The 18,005-nt window shown below is 66.4% G+C and carries 17 protein-coding genes; 5 read left to right on the top strand and 12 right to left on the bottom strand.

What is annotated here, in order from left to right; all coding sequences use genetic code 11:
- The first annotated feature begins 45 nt into the window (after positions 1-45).
- Together F3J15_RS04155 and F3J15_RS04150 are read left to right on the top strand one after the other, a co-directional pair.
- The gene (locus F3J15_RS04155; protein WP_166888053.1) at positions 46-369 is read left to right on the top strand and encodes a helix-turn-helix transcriptional regulator; all 324 of its coding nucleotides are present in this window, start codon (positions 46-48) and stop codon (positions 367-369) included.
- Positions 369-1,721 carry a HipA domain-containing protein gene (locus tag F3J15_RS04150; RefSeq protein WP_166888050.1) on the top strand — a complete coding sequence of 451 codons (1,353 nt, stop codon included), beginning with the start codon at positions 369-371 and terminating at the stop codon, positions 1,719-1,721. Before F3J15_RS04155 ends, F3J15_RS04150 begins: the two co-directional genes overlap by 1 nt.
- 73 nt (positions 1,722-1,794) lie before the next feature.
- Here the strand turns inward: F3J15_RS04150 and F3J15_RS04145 are convergent, their stop codons facing one another.
- Entirely contained in the window at positions 1,795-2,868 is a 1,074-nt protein-coding gene (locus tag F3J15_RS04145; RefSeq protein WP_089448268.1) for an alkene reductase, read from the bottom strand.
- 173 nt (positions 2,869-3,041) lie between these two features.
- Here F3J15_RS04145 and F3J15_RS04140 point away from each other — a divergent pair, with 173 nt between their 5' ends.
- Positions 3,042-3,917, top strand: a complete 876-nt coding sequence (locus F3J15_RS04140) for a LysR family transcriptional regulator (protein ID WP_166888047.1) — start codon at positions 3,042-3,044, stop codon at positions 3,915-3,917.
- Positions 3,918-3,939: 22 nt separating this feature from the next.
- Here the strand turns inward: F3J15_RS04140 and F3J15_RS04135 are convergent, their stop codons facing one another.
- The 7 genes from F3J15_RS04135 to F3J15_RS04105 all read right to left on the bottom strand — a co-directional run bounded on the left by F3J15_RS04135 (position 3,940) and on the right by F3J15_RS04105 (position 9,425).
- Positions 3,940-4,338 carry a lysozyme inhibitor LprI family protein gene (locus tag F3J15_RS04135; protein ID WP_166888044.1) on the bottom strand — a complete coding sequence of 133 codons (399 nt, stop codon included), beginning with the start codon at positions 4,336-4,338 and terminating at the stop codon, positions 3,940-3,942.
- 19 nt (positions 4,339-4,357) lie between these two features.
- Positions 4,358-5,041 carry a lytic transglycosylase domain-containing protein gene (locus F3J15_RS04130; protein WP_166888041.1) on the bottom strand — a complete coding sequence of 228 codons (684 nt, stop codon included), beginning with the start codon at positions 5,039-5,041 and terminating at the stop codon, positions 4,358-4,360.
- A gap of 158 nt (positions 5,042-5,199) precedes the next feature.
- Complete coding sequence (arr, locus tag F3J15_RS04125) at positions 5,200-5,595, bottom strand: NAD(+)--rifampin ADP-ribosyltransferase (protein ID WP_039346583.1); 396 nt, start codon at positions 5,593-5,595, stop codon at positions 5,200-5,202.
- A gap of 32 nt (positions 5,596-5,627) precedes the next feature.
- On the bottom strand, positions 5,628-6,395 hold the full coding sequence (locus F3J15_RS04120; protein WP_166888038.1) for an ABC transporter permease: 768 nt from the start codon (positions 6,393-6,395) through the stop codon (positions 5,628-5,630).
- Entirely contained in the window at positions 6,392-7,330 is a 939-nt protein-coding gene (locus tag F3J15_RS04115) for an ABC transporter ATP-binding protein (protein ID WP_089485114.1), read from the bottom strand. The genes F3J15_RS04120 and F3J15_RS04115 overlap by 4 nt, the downstream gene beginning before the upstream one ends.
- Entirely contained in the window at positions 7,327-8,505 is a 1,179-nt protein-coding gene (locus F3J15_RS04110; protein WP_166888035.1) for an ABC transporter permease, read from the bottom strand. The genes F3J15_RS04115 and F3J15_RS04110 overlap by 4 nt, the downstream gene beginning before the upstream one ends.
- Complete coding sequence (locus F3J15_RS04105) at positions 8,502-9,425, bottom strand: ABC transporter substrate-binding protein (protein WP_166888032.1); 924 nt, start codon at positions 9,423-9,425, stop codon at positions 8,502-8,504. Before F3J15_RS04105 ends, F3J15_RS04110 begins: the two co-directional genes overlap by 4 nt.
- Positions 9,426-9,591: 166 nt before the next feature.
- Here F3J15_RS04105 and F3J15_RS04100 point away from each other — a divergent pair, with 166 nt between their 5' ends.
- Complete coding sequence (locus F3J15_RS04100; RefSeq protein ID WP_166888029.1) at positions 9,592-10,521, top strand: 2-hydroxyacid dehydrogenase; 930 nt, start codon at positions 9,592-9,594, stop codon at positions 10,519-10,521.
- Between the two features lie 248 nt (positions 10,522-10,769).
- On the opposite strand, the gene F3J15_RS04095 is transcribed toward F3J15_RS04100, so the two are convergent.
- The 3 genes from F3J15_RS04095 to F3J15_RS04085 all read right to left on the bottom strand — a co-directional run bounded on the left by F3J15_RS04095 (position 10,770) and on the right by F3J15_RS04085 (position 15,103).
- Complete coding sequence (locus F3J15_RS04095; RefSeq protein ID WP_166888026.1) at positions 10,770-11,873, bottom strand: methyltransferase type 12; 1,104 nt, start codon at positions 11,871-11,873, stop codon at positions 10,770-10,772.
- A gap of 45 nt (positions 11,874-11,918) precedes the next feature.
- Entirely contained in the window at positions 11,919-12,881 is a 963-nt protein-coding gene (locus F3J15_RS04090; protein ID WP_166888024.1) for a class I SAM-dependent methyltransferase, read from the bottom strand.
- Between the two features lie 266 nt (positions 12,882-13,147).
- Positions 13,148-15,103 (bottom strand): Xaa-Pro dipeptidyl-peptidase, encoded by a 1,956-nt coding sequence (locus F3J15_RS04085; RefSeq protein WP_166888021.1) that lies wholly within the window; start codon positions 15,101-15,103, stop codon positions 13,148-13,150.
- Between the two features lie 592 nt (positions 15,104-15,695).
- On the opposite strand from F3J15_RS04085, the gene F3J15_RS04080 reads away from it, so the two are divergent.
- Positions 15,696-16,508 (top strand): hypothetical protein, encoded by an 813-nt coding sequence (locus tag F3J15_RS04080; RefSeq protein WP_166888018.1) that lies wholly within the window; start codon positions 15,696-15,698, stop codon positions 16,506-16,508.
- A 32-nt stretch (positions 16,509-16,540) separates the two neighbouring features.
- Here the strand turns inward: F3J15_RS04080 and F3J15_RS04075 are convergent, their stop codons facing one another.
- Entirely contained in the window at positions 16,541-17,794 is a 1,254-nt protein-coding gene (locus tag F3J15_RS04075) for a lipoprotein-releasing ABC transporter permease subunit (RefSeq protein ID WP_166888015.1), read from the bottom strand.
- Positions 17,795-18,005 lie beyond the last annotated feature (211 nt).

Genomic DNA, 18,005 nt, shown 5'->3' with positions numbered 1-18,005 from the left:
GTCGACGCACGCTCGTCGGCATTTTGTTCCTGGTATCCCGGAATTATGGCCCGCACCTTACCCCGCCCGATTGCATCACCCGACCCGCTTGCGCAGGATCTCGCGGCGTTGGGGGCGCTCGTCCGCAACCGGCGGGCGCAGAACCAGATGCGGATCGACGACGCAGCCGACATGCTCGGCGTCTCCAAGGACGTGCTGTCGCGGCTCGAAAACGGCCGGGCGGTGAGCCTCGACAAGCTGTTCAAAGTACTCGACGGCTTGGGCCTCAATTTGCTCGTCGTACCGAAGCGCGAAGTGCCTGTCGCACGCAAGGCATTGCATGAACTGGCCGAGCCGACTGTTCCGGCGGGGTCGCGGGAGGGCGCGTGATGGTTCATCGCCTGCGCATCTCGACCAACGGTTCACCCGTCGGGCAGCTGACTTACGACGCCCGTCAGGATGACTACGGGTTTTCGTATGACCCGACGTGGCAGGCGCGCGCGGATGCGTTCGCGTTGTCGCCGTGCATTCCGCTCGACGGTCGTTCGCTTCCCGTGGGAGCGGTGCAGCGCTTCATCGGCAATCTGTTGCCCGAGGGGCGTGCGCTTGAAGTGGCCGCGGCGATGTATCAGCTATCGAAGGACAACGTGTTCGGTCTGATCCGGATGCTCGGCAAGGAGCCGGTCGGCGCGCTGAGTTTCCTGCCGGACGACGGAGAGAACGCACAAGCCCCGGAAGCCCTCGAGTCCGAACGTCGCGTGATATCCGCGGAAGAGTTGACCGACCGCATTCGCAAGCGCGACGCGATCCCGTTTCCGGTGTGGGACGGCCAGGTCCGGCTGTCGATTGCCGGCCATCAGGACAAACTGCAGGTGCTGGTCGAGGGGGAGCAATTTGCACTCGTCGAAGGAGCGCTCAGCAGCACGCACATTCTGAAGCCGGAGTCGGGCAACCCGCATGCGCCGTTCATGGTCGCCAATGAACATTTCTGCATGACACTGGCCGCTCGTATGGGGCTGCCAGTGGCGCCCGTCGAGATTCGCCGCATCCCGGAGCCGATTCTGCTCATCGAGCGCTTCGACCGGATCGTGACGACCGAGCCGGACGATCCGACGCGTGTCAGTGCGGTGCGGCGCCTTCATGTCATCGACGGATGCCAGGCACTGGACATGCCGGCGACGCTCAAGTACGAACGCAACCTCGGCAACAACGCGGACGTGCGCAATATTCGCGAAGGCGTGAGCTTCGAGAAGCTGTTCTCGCTGACACCCTATCTCGAGACGCCGGCACCCGCGCGCGCGGCAATGCTGCGCTGGGCCCTGCTGCAACTGCTGATCGGCAACAGCGACGCGCATGGCAAGAACATCTCGTTTTTCGTCAGCGGTGGCGGGCTTGCGCCTGCGCCGCTTTACGACCTCGTTTGCGTCAACGTGTATGGCGACGCGTACGTCCAGGATATGGCGATGGCTTATGGGGACGTGTTTCGCACGGAGGAACTGACCGCGTTCGCGCTCGCGGATTTTGCACATCGCATACAGATCCGGCCATCGTTCGTCGCGCGGGAAATGTCGAAGATGGCGCGTCTGGCGACGGAGATCGCGCCTGAATTGGCAAAGTCCGACATTTACGTGGGCGACGAACGTGGATGGGTAGGCAATATTTCGGAGTACGTGTGTGCTCAGGCCGACCGTGCGCTGCGTATTGCGCCTATGGTGTCCAAGGTGAACATCGATCTGCTTTGAAATCGGGCATTCACCGGGCGATCGCGGCGACATGCGTTCCAGCATGTCTTTGCGATCACCCTGAGCCGACGCATCAAGCCGCAGCCGCCCCATCCAGCGCCGGATAGTCGACATACCCGCGCGCATCGCCGCCGAAGAACGTCTCGCGCCGCGCATCGTTCATCGGTGCGCCGGTTTTCACCCGCGTCACGAAATCCGGATTCGCCAGCACCATCTGCCCGTACGCTTCGAGATCGGCCAGCCCCGACGTCACGTCCGTGCCGATTTCGTCGCGCGTGCGGCCCGGACGGTTCAGGATCAGCGTGCCGTTCCAGCGCGCGCGCAGGTCGGCCAGCAGCGCTTCGTTGCCCTGATGCATCACGTGCAGGTAGGCGAGGCCGAGACGGTCGAGTTCCGTCGCGAGATGGCGATACAGTTCCGGCCCTTCCGCACCTTCGTCGAGGCCGCCCAGCGTGTTGCCGGGCGACACGCGGATGGCCGTGCGATCCGCGCCGATCTCGTCGGCGATTGCCGCGGCAACCTCGATCGCGAAGCGCGCGCGGTTCTCGATCGAGCCGCCGTACGCGTCGGTGCGCGTGTTGGCATTCGGCGCGAAGAACTGCTGGATCAGGTAGCCGTTCGCGCCGTGAATCTCGACACCGTCGGCGCCCGCCTCGATCGCGCGGCGCGCGGCGATGCGGAAGTCGTTCACGGTCTCGCGCACTTCGTCGAGCGTCAGCGCGCGCGGTGCGGGGATGTCCAGCATCCCCTTCATCGTGAACATCGGCGCGTTCGGCGCGATCGCCGACGGCGCGACGGCCTGCCGGTGATGCGGCGTATTGTCGGGATGCGACATGCGCCCGACATGCATCAGCTGGATGAACAACCGGCCGCCGCGTGCATGCACGCGGTCGCTGATCGCCTTCCAGCCGGCGACGTGCGCGTCGGTATAGATGCCGGGCGTCGTCAGGTAGCCTTGACCGTCGTCCGACGGCTGCGTGCCTTCGCTGACGATCAGGCCGAGGCTCGATCGCTGCGCGTAATACTCGGCGGCCCATTCGCCGGGCGTGCCGTCGAAGGCGGCGCGGCTGCGGGTCATCGGCGCCATGACCAGGCGGTTTTCCAGCGTATATCGGCCCACGCGGACCGGGGTGAACAGTTGGCTCATGATGCGTCAGCTCCTCGAGATTCGGGATAGCGGCGCCAGGACGGTGCCGCCTCGGGCGCCGGCCGCGCACGGGGTGTGCCGACCTCGCCTCCACACACCCATCATCCATTGCTTCCTTTTCGGGATAAACAGGGTAATCTGGATAACATTGATCCATTGATGGAGCAGTGGGCATGGAACTGCTGAACGACATGGCGTTGTTCGTCGAAGTCGTGAAGGCGAAGGGATTTCGCAGTGCGGCCGAGACGCTGGGGATGCCGAACTCGACACTGTCGCGGCGCATCAGCGCGCTGGAGAAGGCGATCGGGCTGCGGCTGCTGCATCGCACGACGCGCCGGATCGAGCTGACCGAGGCCGGCCAGCTCTACTTCGAGCGCTGCAAGCGCATCGTCGACGAGGCGCGGCTCGCGCACGAGCAGCTCGGCGGCCTGCTGGCGCAGCCGACCGGCGTGCTGCGCGCCTCGTTTCCGGTCGATTTCGCGGTGGTCATTCTGGCGCCGCTGGTCGTCGAATTCGGGAATCGTTATCCGAAGCTGACCTTCGAATTCGAGCTGACATCGCGGCGTGTCGACCTGGTGAGCGAACCGTTCGACGTGGCGATCCGCATGGGGCCGTCCGAGGACTCGCAGCTGATCGCGCGGCGGCTCGCGACGCTCCGGAACTACCTGTATGCGTCGCCCGGCTATCTCGCGCGCGCCGGCGAGCCTCGCGAGCCTGAAGACCTCGTGCGGCACGCGTGCCTCGGCCTGCAGCGGAGCGGGTCATGGACGCTGCACGACGGCGCGCGTTCCGTCGAGGTGCCGGTGAGCAGCCGGTTCGGGTCGAACAGCGTCGGCATGCTGCGGCGTCTGGCCACGCTCGATGCGGGCATCATCGTGCTGTCCGAAGCGATCGTCGCGGACGATCTGGCCGCCGGCCGGTTGCGCCGTGTGATGCCGGCATGGGAAGGCGAGCCGATTGCGGTCTACGCGATGACGGAGACGCGGCTGCTGCCCGCGAAGACGCAGCATTTCATCGAGTTCTTGCGGGAGCGTTTCGCGCAGGCGTGACGGGCGGGTAGCCGTTCGTCGTTCAGTTCTGCGCCGGTGGCGGTGCGTCCAGCTGCGCTTCCCATTTCTTCAGGATGCGCACGCGTGCCTGGCTGAAATCGACCCAGCAGTTCATCCGCGCGTCTTCCGGGATCATCTGTTGCGGATTGGCGGCTTTCACGTAGTCGCAGGTGTCGTCGGCGAAGCGGGTCCAGCTTGCCTGCGACTTCGCGAGTGCGCTGGCGGCATCGGGGTTGCGCTGCTTGAGCTTGCGCTCGAGCGACCGGTATGCGCGCTCGACGGCCTGGTCGTTTTGACCGAGTACGCAGGTCCGCACGTCGTTCATCGTCAGCGCGTGTTTCTCGCAATCGACGGCGGCGAACGCAGCGGTGTGGCCGATCGTCAGCGCGGCGACGGCAAGGAGGCGGGTGGCATGGCGCATGCGCGTCGAACGAAGGGGACTAGTTGCCGCGGGCCGACGTAGGGCTCGTCTTTTCGCTGACCGGCACCATGCGGGCCTTCGCATCGTTCGCGGGATTCGCGGGATTCACGGCTTTCGCATCGTCGTCAGGTTCGAGCACGAAGCGGAACGAATCGACGCGCTGCATCACCTTCGCCGCATACGCGTTCGAACCGCCGCTGTAGCTCCTCAGTCCGGCCCGCACGTCGCCACCGGCGGCCCTCACGTAGCCCGACAGGATCGCCGACCCGACTTCGACGTTCGCGTTCGGGTCGGTCAGGTCCTTCACGTTGCGCACCAGGCCGCGGTGCGCGGTCGGCACGACCTGCATCAGCCCGGTCGCGCCATGCTGGCCGCGTGCCTTTTCCTGGAAGCGCGATTCGATCGAAATAATGGCGTAAACGAGTGCGGGAGGCAGCGAATATTTCGTCGCAGTGACGCTCACGATATCGGCGAGCTTCGCGGCCCGTTCCTTCGCGACGCCGAACTTCTTCGTCAGGTAGGACGTGATGCGGCGGTTTGCTTCGTTCGGCTGATCGTTGGCGTCGGCGAGCGGCGCGGATGCGACGGACGGCGCCGATGCGGCTGCTTCGGGCGCGGACGCAGGCAGTGCGGGCGCTTGCTGCGCCGACGCCTGTTGCGCGATGCCGAGCGAAAGCACGATCAGCCAGAGAAACCGTCGCATGGTGGAGTGCGGGGAATGGGAAGGCGCCTAGTATATCGGCCAATCGCGGCCGGTGGTCGAGTGCCGGTTCGAATGAAAGCGGCATGTAGGTTTGTGTCGTGGCGAGCCGATCGTGGAACCGATCGTTGCGCGGACACGCATCGGAGTCCGGATGAACGCTAGTTGATGATCTCGCCGATGCCGGTTTCGATGCGGATTCTGAGCTGCTGGATGAACGCCGGATCGTAGGGTTCCCAGCTCTCGAGTTCGCCAACGATCTTCAAAGGCGATGTGCTCCGATACGATCGCGTCGGATTGCCCGGGAATTTCTTGTCCGTGACGTTCGGGTCGTTTTCGAATTCGCCGGTGGGTTCGACGATGTAGACCCGCGGTCGGCCGTCGCCTTTGGCCATTTCCGCAGCCAGGCCGGCGCCTTTGGGCAAGGCCGTGAAGTAAATGTGATTCATCACGACGTCATCGCGATAATTCGATCGGAAGCCTGCCGTCAGCAAGTCGCCGATCCGCAGATTCGCTTTCGTGCCATGAAAAAACGGGCCGGTGTCCGGAACGGTCATGGTTTCTCCTTCTAAAAATCGCGCAACGGCTTCTACGCGCGCCGTGCGGCCGCCACCCGTGCAATCGCGCCGATCGCATCGCTGACGAGCACCGCGAGCAGCCCGACGATCACGCCACCCTGCAGCACGAACGCGGTATTCGACGTCTGCAGCCCTGCGATGATCACGTCGCCGAGCCCGCGCGCGGCGACCGTCGAGCCGATCGTCGCGGTGCCGAGATTGATCACCACCGCGAGCCGGACCCCGTTGACGATCACCGGAAACGCGAGCGGGAGCTCGACCGATATCAGTTGCTGCCAGCCGCTCATCCCCATCCCGCGCGCGGCATCGACGACGTCGCGCGGCACGTCCTCGAGCCCCGCGATCGTGCTTTCGAACACGGGCAGCAGGCCATACAGCACGAGCGCGATCAGCACGGGCTTCAAGCCGAAGCCGACGGCCGGCACCGCGAGCGCGAGCACCGCGACGGGCGGGAAGGTCTGGCCGATGTCCACGACGCTGCGCGCGACCGGCAGGAAATCTGCGCCCCACGGCCGCGTGACCGCGATGCCGGCCGCGACCGCGACGATCGTGCCGATCACGCTGGACAACGCGACCGTGCCGAGATGCGCGAGCGTGAGGTCGAGCAGGCTCGCGCGATCGTAGATGACGGGCGCGCCGTTGTCCGCGAACGGCGCGAACAAGCCTTGCAGCCAGGCGGGGCGCAACAGCAGCACGAGCAGCAGCGCGAGCGCGGCTGCTCGTGCGAGGTAGGCGGGAAGTGCCGACCGCCCGGGCCGCGTGCTGCCGTGCGTCGTCATGCGGGCTTCCTTGCGTGCGCACGGATCGCGTCGAGCGTGATGCGGCGCGTGTTGTGGCCGTTGCCATCTTCCACTGGAAGCGCATCGACACCTCGCCACAGCAGCTCCGACACCGCATCGCGCAGCGTGCGCGTTGCGGCGATCGGTTCGCCGTCGGCATGACCGGGTTCGGCCACCGCGTCGATCGGTGTCAGCGCGAGCAGGCGCAGCGGCCGGTCGACGCCCGCGACGAGCTGCTCGACGACGCCGGCCGCCGGCTTGCCGAGAATCTCGGCAGGCGAAGCGACCTGCAGCAGCCGGCCGCCGTCCATCACCGCGATCGTGTCGCCGAGCTTCAGCGCTTCCTCGATATCGTGCGTGACGATCACGACCGTGATGCCGAGGCGGCGCTGCAAGGCAAACAGGTCGTCCTGCGCCTTGTTGCGGATGATCGGATCGAGCGCGCCGAACGGCTCGTCCATCAGCAGCATCGCGGGCTCGGCCGCGAGCGCGCGCGCGACGCCGACGCGCTGCTGCTGGCCGCCCGACAGTTCGTGCGGCAGCTTGTCCGCGAACTCGGCGGGCGCGAGATGGAACAGGTCGAGCAATTCGTTCACGCGCGCATCGATGCGCTCGGCCGGCCAGCCGAGCAGGCGCGGCACAGTCGCGATGTTGCGCGCGACGCTCCAGTGCGGAAACAGCCCGTGCCCCTGGATCGCATAGCCGATGCCGCGCCGAAGCTGCTCGGGCGCGACGGTGGCCGTATCGACGCCGTCGATGCGGATCGTGCCGCTGGTGGGCGCGATCAGCCGGTTGATCATGCGCAGCAGCGTCGACTTGCCGCTGCCCGATGCGCCGACGAGCGCGGTGATCGTGCCGCGTTTCATCGTCAGCGAGACGTCGTCGACGGCGACGATGTCGCCGAAGCGTTTGCCCGCACGTTCGATCTCGATCATCCTGCACGCCCCTTCGCGAGCGTGGTCGCGGCTTCGAATATGACGGCCGCCACCAGCGCGAGCGCGATCGTCGGGATCGCGCCGAGCAGCACGAGATCGGCGGCCGATTGCCCGATCCCCTGGAAGATGAAGATGCCGAAGCCGCCGCCGCCGATCAGCGCGGCGACCGCGGTCAGCCCGATGTTCTGCACGAGCACGATGCGCACGCCGCTCAGGATCACCGGCAGCGCGAGCACGAGATCGACGCGCAGCAACCGCTGCGCGCGCGTCATGCCCATCGCGCGCGCCGCTTCGGTCACGTGCGGCGGCACTTGGCCGAGCCCGACCACGACGCTCGACGCGATCGGCAGCAGCGAATACAGGAACAGCGCGAGCACGGCTGGTGCTACGCCGATGCCGCGGATGCCGAGCGCGGCCGCGAGCGGCACGTGTGCGGCGAGCAAACCGAGCGGCGCCATCATCAGCCCGTACATCGCGATGCTGGGGATCGTCTGCACGATATTGAGCACGGGCATCGCGACGGTACGCACCGCCGCGATGCGCGCGCAGGCGATGCCGAGCGGCACGCCCGCGACGAGCGCGGCAGCCACCGAGCCACCGGTGAGCGACACGTGCCGGATCGCCTCGATCCAGAAGTCGTCGCTGCGCACCGCGTATTCGCGCATCACCGAGAGGCCGTCCCACCAGCCGGTCGCGAGTGGCACCGAAATCGCTGCTATCGCGACGACAAGCGCGGCGAGACGCCGCCACGGGCCGAATGCGAGCCGTGCGAGCGCATCTGCGACGAGCACGGCCCACGCGAACAGCAGCAGCCAGACGCCGGAGGAGGGCGACACGCGGGCGAGCGTGTCGTCAGGTGCGACGACGTGCGTCGCGGCCGCGCCGACCGCGTACGCGAGCGTGGCGAGCCACGCGCAGCCGGCCATGAGGCGCCACGCGGGGCGGCTCGCCGTCATCGCCCACAGCGCGCCGACGATCCACAGCGCGGCGAGCCCGGCGCCCTGCAGGGCCGGCAGCGCGGCGAACACCGACAGGTCGGTGCCGGCCGCGATGCGGTTCGGCCGCAGCACCGCGAACGGCAGGCCGAGCACGGCGACGATCGTCAGGACCCCGATCAGGATGCCGACCTTGTCCGCCGTGATGCGCCGCGCGGACGCTGCCGCGCGACCCGTCATTTAACGAAGCCCTTCGCTTTCAGGTAGCTTTTCGCGACGCCGGCGGCCGGTTCGCCGTTGATCTGGATGCGCGCGTTCAGCGTCTGCAGCGTCTTCAGGTCGAGGCTCGCGAACACGGGCTTCAGGTAGTCGGCGATTTGCGGATGCGCTTTCAGCACGGCTTCGCGGATTACCGGCGCGGGGGCGTAGACGGGCTGCACGTGTTTGTCGTCGTCGAGCACCGCGAGGCCGCTCGACGAGATTCCGCCGTCGGTGCCGTAGACCATCGCGGCATTCACGCCGTCGGTCTGGTTCGCGGCGGCCTTGATGGTCGCGGCCGTGTCGCCGCCGGACAACACGACGAGCTGGTCAGGCTTCAGCTTGAAGCCGTACGCCTTCTCGAACGACGGCAGCGCCGACGCGCTGTTCACGAATTCGGCCGACGCCGCGAGCTTCACCTTGCCGCCGCCGGCCACCCACTTGCCGAAATCGGAGAAGGTCTTCAGGTGCTGCGACTGCGCGACCGGTGCGAGCACGGCGACGCCCCACGTGTTGTTCGCGGGCGCCGGGGTGAGCCAGACGAGATGGTTCGCCGCGTAGTCGAGCTGCTTCGCGGTGTCGTAGCCCTGGCTCGCGTTCTTCCACAGCGGATCGTCCGCCTTGTTGAAGAAGAACGCGGCGTTGCCGGTGTATTCGGGGTAGACGTCGATCTCGCCGCTCGTGAGCGCCTTGCGCACGATCGGCGTCGTGCCGAGCGCGATCTTTTCGGTGACGGGAATGCCGTGGGCCTTCAGCACCTGTGAAATGACGTTGCCGAGCAGGTTGCCTTCGGTGTCGATCTTCGACGACACCACGACGGGCGTGTCGGCATGCGCGCCGGGCGCGACGATCGCGGCGGCGAGCGCGAGGCCCAGGATCCGGGCGGGCAGGGCGAGCTTCATACGGGCCAATCTCCAGGACGGGGGCGTACGCCGAAAGTTACTTGACTGAGCCGGCTTTGGCAAACCGCGTGCGGCGGCGTGCCCACAGCCCGTGTGGGGATTACCCGCATCCGTGTTGCAGGCTTGTTACACTGAATCCGTTCCCGCCTTGCCGACACTTCCTGACATGAAGCCCGAGCTGCTGGTTCTCATCGCATTACGCGGTGACGCGCATCGCGAGATCGCCGCGTCGTTCGACGTGCGCTACGCCCCGACATCCGAAGCACGCGAACGTGCGATCGCCGAGCACGGCGGCACCCTACGCGCGGTGCTGACCAACGGCAGCACGGGGCTCACCGCCGCCGAGATCGATCGTCTTCCGCAACTCACGTTCGTCAGCGCGCTCGGCGCCGGCTACGAGCACATCGACGTGACGCACGCCAAGGCGCGCGGCGTTACCGTGGTCACGGGCGCCGGCACCAACGACGATTGCGTGGCCGATCACGCGTTCGCGCTGCTGCTCGCGGCCGTGCGCAACGTCGTGCAGCTCGATGCGAAAACCCGCGCGGGCGTGTGGCGCGACGGACTGGCGATGCCGCCGAACGTGTCGGGCAAGAAGCTCGGCATCGTCGGGCTCGGCAAGATCGGCGAGAAGTGCGCGCGCCGCGCGGCCGGCTTCGACATCGAGATCGGTTATCACAACCGGTCGGAGAAGAAAGTCCCTTATCGCTATTTCGACCGCGTCGACGCGCTCGCGCAGTGGGCCGATTTCCTGATCGTCGCGACGCCGGGCGGCGCGGGCACGCGGCATCTGATCGATCGTGCGGTTCTCGACGCGCTCGGCCCCGGCGGATTCGTCGTCAACGTGTCACGCGGCAGTGTTGTCGATACCGCTGCTTTGGCAGAGGCGTTGCGCGAAGGACGCATCGCGGGCGCGGGGCTCGACGTGTACGAAGGCGAACCCGAGCCGCCGCGCACGCTGACGGATCTCGACAGCGTCGTGCTGACGCCGCATATGGGCGGCTGGTCGCCCGAGGCGCTCGACCGGTCGGTGCGGCAGTTCATCGACAATGCCGAGCGGCACTTTTCAGGGCGGCCGGTGTTGACGCCGGTGTGAGCGCGGCTGGCCGGGTGCGGTGGCTTCTTGCACCCGAACCGTGCACCGCCACGGATTGGTGCGGCGCCGGCGCAAGAAGATGAAACATTGCGTCGCGGCGGCCAATCAGGCGCCGAAATAACGATCTGCGTGAAACGGCCTTTCACTCCATAGCGTCCGGCGGTTGGCCGGATACGTGCCGCAGATGGAGATGTCCGTTGCCGTTGTTTCGACCGTATCGACGCGTTTGCGTGGCCGATCCGGTTGCCTTAATTCATGGGGCGGACACTGGCCAGATCTGCCGCCGCGACTTCATCCGTGGAGGGGAGCGCCCGAATGGTCACCTCACCGGAAATGAACCGTTTCCCTTTGAAATCCCGGCCATGGTAGCGCGTGCTGATCGCGTGAAATTCCGCATTGCCGGACGCCAGATGCTCGAGCTCGGTCACGTAGGCGCGCACATCCGCCCGATTCCCGAGCGGGCCGGCAAGGACGCGATCGCGCGCTGCCATCAGATTGCGCTCGTTCTCTGCAACCAGCGTTGCCAGCTTGTTCAGCGCATCCTGGAGTTTCAGGCCGTCGCGGTACATCAGCAGCCAGACGGAGTTGACCGAATCGGCGATGTGAATTTCCTTTCGGAACGAGTACGGGTCGTTGACCAGCGTAATCGAATCGATAGCGGCCGTTCTCATTTCCGCCAACGAGCGGTCGGCCACCAGGTGCTCGGTCATGTCGACGTCGATGGCGTACTCCGTCATGATGGCTGCCCATTCCCCGTAGTTGTCGATGCGCCGCATCTCCAGGTAGGCGTCGAACGTGAGTTCGTCCATCTTCAGGGCCAGCGGATCCGTCTGCCTGATGATCAGCGTATGCAGGGCGTCCTCCATGCGTTTCCAGACACGCGGTTTCGACGCCAGATGCGCCTTGACGGGCAGCAGCCCCTCGTACAGCAATTGCGCGATGGGCGCGGTGTCCGGCGGGCGGATGCCGGCGATTGCGTCGAAGTAGTGCCGGCGCAATGTCGAGCGCTTGTGCGCCTGCTCCAGCATGGCGGGGTTGGTGATGGTGTCGTCGATCAGCGTGGTGATGCTCATCATCCGTTCCAGATCGTAGATCCTGTCATTCAGGGTGTGCGGATAGCACAGGCCACCGAATGACGGCATGCTTTGCGCCAGATAGTGTTCGACGGCCTTCTGGCTGCCGTAGTAGGCCAGGATGTACGGGCTGTCCGTGAGCGCGATCCGGCGTTCCGCCTCGTCATGGAGCGGATGCCACATGGGTTTCAATTGCAGATGGAAGTCCGGATGGAAGATTGTCTCCCCGGGCTTCGGCAGGCCAGGCAGGTTGCGAACGAAGTTGGGAATATCTGTCATGGCGGGTTCTCGGGCTTGATGTCCGGCGGCGGGAACGGGCGGCCTTCATCGACCGTGCTTGAGCACGAAGCTATAGATGGAAACCTGATGCTTCACGATTGCGACGGCCAGGCTTTCGCACATCACGCGGAGTTCCTCCAGCGCGCCGACCGCGCCCGTCGGGAAATTGCGCTCGATGTTGTCCTGAACGTTCAACAGCCATCGCGTCGCATCTGTCCGGTCCGGCAGGATCTGCATATCCTGGACGCGGAAGCCGCTTTGTTCGAACACCTGGCGCAGGTACGCAGGTGTCTTGCGATATTTGCACGCGAGCCTGTCGACCAGGTCGGGCGTATCGGAGCGGTATTCGGAGAGGTCGACGTTATATAAGTTATCCGAAACGATGACCGTCCCGTTTTCTCCCAGCCGCTGTCGCAATTTCGCCATCACGATTTCGAAGAGATCGTAGGGGAAATGGGAGATCACACCACGCATGATCACGAGGTCGTAGGGCTGGTTGAAATCCGGCAGCAGGTCGATGTCCAGCGCATTGCACTGGAACAGGTTGATCCTGTCGGACAATCCCCGCGCGGCGTTTACCTCGGCGCAGTATTCGAGCTGGCGGCTGCTGATGTTGATGCCGTCCAGGCGATGGCAGTCGGGAAACCGCTCGGACAGATCGCGCAGCACGGTTCCCCATCCGCATCCGATATCGAGTACCCGGTTGATCGGCTGGCGCCCGGGCGTCTCCAGACCGGCGATCTTCAATTGCCGTTCGAAATACCTGAGGCCGGATTCGTCCAGATCGACCGGCGTCGGCGATTGGGGATGGTCAAAGACGCCGAACTGGAACCAGAGGCGATCGCCGATGGCCTTGCTCCAGTTCACCGGGTCGTCCTGGTAGGCCTCCATGACCCGGGATTCGTAATCGTTTCGCTCTCGGCCGCGAATTGCCGCGAATGGCGGGTTACGCCGATCGTTCAAGGGCGACGCGGATGCGACGGTTGTGCCGGTAACCAGGTTGTTCATTGTCATTCCCCGCAGCGACCGGCTACAAATGTCCGGATTATTGATTTTTAAATCTAGCCGGCGAGGAATCGATGTCAAGCGATATCAGATTATTTCTGATTTCGATTCAATAATGCAATTGATTGATGAAGCGTGGAATTATTGTTTTAAAGAGCCGTTGCTTCCGTTTCCATAAGAATCGGGAAAGGGAACCGAATGAATGAAGCTATCCCGGGACGCCGGTGCGCTGGCGTCTCGGGACGGCTTCAGGACGGGCATGCCGACGTTCAGGACGCCGTCAGCGGCACCGTCACCGACGTACCGGCCGGGTCAAGCGTCAGCCCGGTGCCCGGCGTCGGGCGCAGCGTCGCCTCGTTGTCGCTCGACAGCACGACGAGCCCCAGCCGGTGGCCGGCTTCCAGCTTGTAGTCACGCGGCATGAACGTCAGCTTCAGGTCGTACGGCATGCCGGGCAGAACCGGCTGCGAGACCCACTCCGACACGCGGTTGCGCGGATCGGTCCACGCCCGCGTGACGATCGTCGCCGTACCGTCCGGCGCGCGATCGACCAGCAGGGCCGTCACGTTGGCCACGGCCGTGAAGGTCAGCCTGACGCGTGCGGTCGCTGAACCGGACAGGCGTGTCGCGGCCGTGAGCGGCGCGGTTTCGAAGCGGCTGCGGTTCTCGCCCGTCGGTGCGTTCGCCAGCGTGAGCGCGGTGATGCGCGCATCGTCGGTGAAGCGCGCGAGCGGGCCGCCGGTCGGCAGCCGCAGCAGCGTGCCGGTGCCTGCGCCGTCGCCGCCCGCGAAGTACGTGACCGGCGTGGCGTGGCGCGCGGCCCAGTCCGCTTCCTTCAGCAGCGTGCCGTCCGCCTGCTCGATCACCGCGCGCGGATCGCGTTCGACGCCATTGTCGAAACCGATCAGGTAGCGCGTAAACCAGCGGTTCACTTCAGCGGTCCACGCATCGGCCATCGCCGGCACGCGGGTCGGGTCGGTGTGCTTCAGGCGATGCAGCCACAGCTGCGTCGGCACGCCCTGGCGCCGCATCGCGAGATGCCACAGCGTCGACTGGTCGACGCGCACGTTGTCGTCGGTGAGCCCCTGGGCGACGAGCGCCGGCGCGACCGCGTATGCGGTGGGAATGTCGCGCGCGGCCCAGAACGGCGAATAGTCGCCGGTCTTGCGGTCTTCCTGCTGCAGCGCTTCGTCGATCAGGTGCGTGCAGCGCTCCGGATGCGCGTTCGTCAGCAGCGCCTTGATGTACACGTCGACGTCCTCGCCCTGATAGCCTTCCGGCGCACGCACGAGGCCGCCCGAGCGGTAGTAGCCGTACATGTTCGTCAGTCCGGCGACCGGCACGATCGCGTCGAGCCCGCGCGTGCGCAGGCTCGCGACCATCTTCGGCAGCGTGCCGTCGTACGACACGCCGTACATGCCGACGTGGCCCGTCGACCAGTTCGCGACGACCGTCTTGCCGTTCGCGTCCTTCGCGGTCGCGTCGCGGCCGAGCCAGCGGATCACCGATGCCATCGCGACCGATTCGTCGCGCGTGAGGATCGTCGGGCAGCCGTCCGAACCGGCGGTACCGAGCGAATCCGCGTAGACGATCGTGAAGCCGCGCGGGATGAAGTAGCCCTCGATCCACGAGCGCCCGGCGGCAGCCGCCTCGACCTGCTGCAGCATCCGCACCTGCGGCGCGGCGGCCATGATGCGCGCGGAGGCGCCGGTCGCTGCCGTGGCCGCCGTGGCGGCCGAATGCGGCGTGCCGTCGAGTTCGACGTCGACGTTGTGGTCGGGGCTGTCGGCGAGGCCCGCGTAGTACGGGCTCGCGAGCACGATGACGGGCGTGCGCGCGCCGTTCGCGGTTTCGGTCGGGCGCACGATGCGCACGTGGATGCGGTCGCGCGTGCCGTCGCCGTCGGAATCGACCGGCGTGTCGACCCACGCGTTCTCCTCGATCGTGCCGCCCGACAGCGACGGCTGCACCTGGCCGTTCGCGATCACGGGCCGGTAGCGGCCGCCGCTGGCCGGATTGGCGTACGGGACGCCGGACGGTGAAATGCGTGAGGCGAGCGACTGCTTGTCGGCCGCCGAGGCGGCGGCCTCCTCCTGTTTGCCCTGCGCGAGCGCGGAGACGCCCGCCACGCTGCCGCCGTCGTCACCGCCGCACGCGGCGAGCGTCGCGGCTGCAACGAGCGCGGGAAGCCACGCGCGACGCAATCCGGTTCGATGAATGTCCATTGTCGACCTCTTCTTGTGATTGTCTGGAACCGGACGGCCCGCGATATGCCCCCTGCGGGCCGGCCGGGTGCTGCATCGGATGAAACGGAACTGCACCTTCGAAAGCGCCGGGCGCGAGGCCCGGGTGTCACGGCCGGTGTCGACGCGCGTCACGTATCGCGCGACCCGGCGAGCGTCGGGGCGATTGCGTCGCCCCGACCGGAAAGCGTCAGCGCGGCGGCTGATTCGGGCCGCCCGGTCGAAGCGAGGCCGGCGGCGCGAAATGAGTACAGGAGTGCGAATCAAATGCGGGCATGCCCGATCTTCCTTCAGGTTTCAGATGAAACGGAACGGCACGATGCGATGAGGCGGGGATGGTGCGAACGGCGGTGCTGCAACGGCAGGAAAGCGCGACGCGAGTCGGCAGGGCTGGCCGGAATGCTTTCCGGAAGCTTGCGCAAAACTTATCTCAGTGAAATCTCGGTGTCAAACTTTTTTAGTTCGAGTCAAACAAAGTTTTCAGGCGTGCGGGGTGATGGACCTACGATCGGTCTGAATTTCCGGGAAATCTGTCCGCAAACGGTAAAAAACAGATTGAAAGGAGAGAGAGGGCATGGCGATTTCAGTCGCGGCAGCGAGCGGCTTTTCGCTCGTGCAGATGGCGCAGCAGGCTGCGCTCGACGGGCGCCAGCAGACGGACGCGGCGGCCGGGCAACCGCAGGACACGCCGATTACCATCCGGGCGCTGGATCAGGTCGCGATGCACGCGGCGCGCATGAAGCAGATGTCGATGCTGGGCGACCTGTCGACGAAGCTGCGCGACGTCACCAGCCAGCTCGCAACGAGCCTGCACGAGATCATCGCGAAGCGGCCGGACCTGGCCGACGTGCAGTTCGACTTCATGACCGACAACGGCCAGATCAAGGTCGTGTCGAAGACGATGACGGAAAGCGATCGCGCGTGGGTGGAGTCGACGCTGAATGCGAACGCGGGCCTCGTGCTCGCGACGCGCGCGTTTCACCAGCAGGCCGTCGATTTCGCGGAGCAGGGCGCGGCCGCCGTCGGCGAGGCGTTCACGGACGACGATCGCAAGGTGGCCAGCCGGCGCGCCGACGCGGACTTCCTCTTCATGAGCGAGATCAACGCGTCCGTCGCGCGCAACCGGAAGTTCGAGGAGGTGGGCGGGCACTTCACCACGCAGGACGGCACGCGGCTGACGTTCGACCCGTCGGCCGGCACCGCGCGCGGCACGCTGGCGCTGCTGGATACCGACCGTCAGTTGTCGTCGGGTGCGGCGATCTTCGTCGACGACTTGGGGCAGAAGACCTACGGCCGGCGCGCGGGCCTGATCGACGTCGGCTTCGGCGCCGCGTTCGAGGACATCCTGAACGGCCGCAACAGCGTCGGTTTCCACGAGATCGCGTAGCCACGCGCGTCACGGAGCCGGACGCCGCGCGCCTATTCGTCGCGCAGCGCTTCCGCCGGCCGTACCCGCGCGGCGCGCCAGCTCGGGTAGAGCGTCGCGACGCACGACATCAGGAACGCGGCCGCGGCGATCTCGATCACGTCGGTCGCCGCGAGCTTCGACGGCAGCGAGCTGAGGAAGTACACGGACGGCGTCAGGAAGCGGATGCCGAGCAACTGTTCGATCGCCGGCAGCACCCACGGGATGCTCACCGCGATCGCGCAGCCGAGTGCGACACCCGCGAGCGTGCCGGCGAGGCCGATCGTCATCCCCTGGATCGCGAAGATCTTCATGATCGACCCGGGCGGCGCGCCGAGCGTGCGCAGGATCGCGATGTCGCCTTGCTTCTGGGTGACGGTCATCACGAGCGACGACACGAGGTTGAACGCGGCGACCGCGACGATCAGCATCAGGATCAGCGACAGCATGCGCTTTTGCAGCCGCTCGGCCTCGAACCACGTGCGGTTCTGCCGTGTCCAGTCGCGGATATAGAGGTCGCCCGACAGCGTGCGCGACAGTGCCAGTGCGATGTCCGGCGCGCGCTGCAGATCGTCGAGGCGCAGCCGGATGCCGGTCGGCGCACGCACGTTGAACAGCGTCTGCGCGTCGCGGATGTGGATGTAGGCGAGCGCGCTGTCGTACTGGTAGTGGCCCGACTCGAACGTGCCGACCACGTTGAACTGCCGGAACCGCGGCAGCGCATCGCCGATGCGTGCGGTGTTGCCGGGCGCGAAGAATGTGATGCGGTCGCCGATCTTCACGTGCAGCGCGTCGGCCAGCGCCGAGCCGAGCACGATGCCCATCTCGCCCGGCACGAGCGCGTCGAGCCGCCCGGTCTTCAGCTTGCGCGCGATCTCGGACACACGCGGCTCGAGCACCGGATCGATGCCGCGCAGCGCGACGCCCGTCACGCTGCCCGCGTTCGTCAGCAGCGCCTGTGCGTCGACATAGGGCGCGACGGCGCGTACCGCCGGATTCTGCAGCGATTCGTGCGCGGTGAGCCGCCAGTCGGGCATCGCGCCCGTCGGCGAGAAGATTTCCACGTGCGCGAGCACCGACAGCATCCGGTCGCGCACTTCGGTCCGGAATCCGTTCATCACCGACAGCACGACGATCAGCGCGGCGACGCCGAGCGCGATGCCGGCCATCGCGGCGCCGGCAATGAACGACACGAAGCCGTCGCCGGCCGAGCGCCGGCCGCCGCGCGCATAGCGCAGCCCGATCTGCCATTCGAACGGGAGTTTCAAGCGGTTTCCTTTCATTTCGATTCGATCCTGCCGAGCCGCGCATTCTAGCGAACGCGGCGCCGCCGTGTGCAGAGGTTGCGCCACGGGCGACCGATATCCGCCCGGCCGGCCGGTCATCCGGCGGCGTGGCGCGCCGGCACACCGATATTTCCATCGTTTCGGGTCTGATCGATAATGGCGCCCAGCATCCGGTCGAACATACCAAGTAATT

The organism is Burkholderia sp. Ap-955 (assembly GCF_011753045.1).
In the GTDB taxonomy this organism is placed as follows: domain Bacteria; phylum Pseudomonadota; class Gammaproteobacteria; order Burkholderiales; family Burkholderiaceae; genus Burkholderia; species Burkholderia lata_D.
This window is presented reverse-complemented; position numbering and strand designations above follow the sequence as displayed.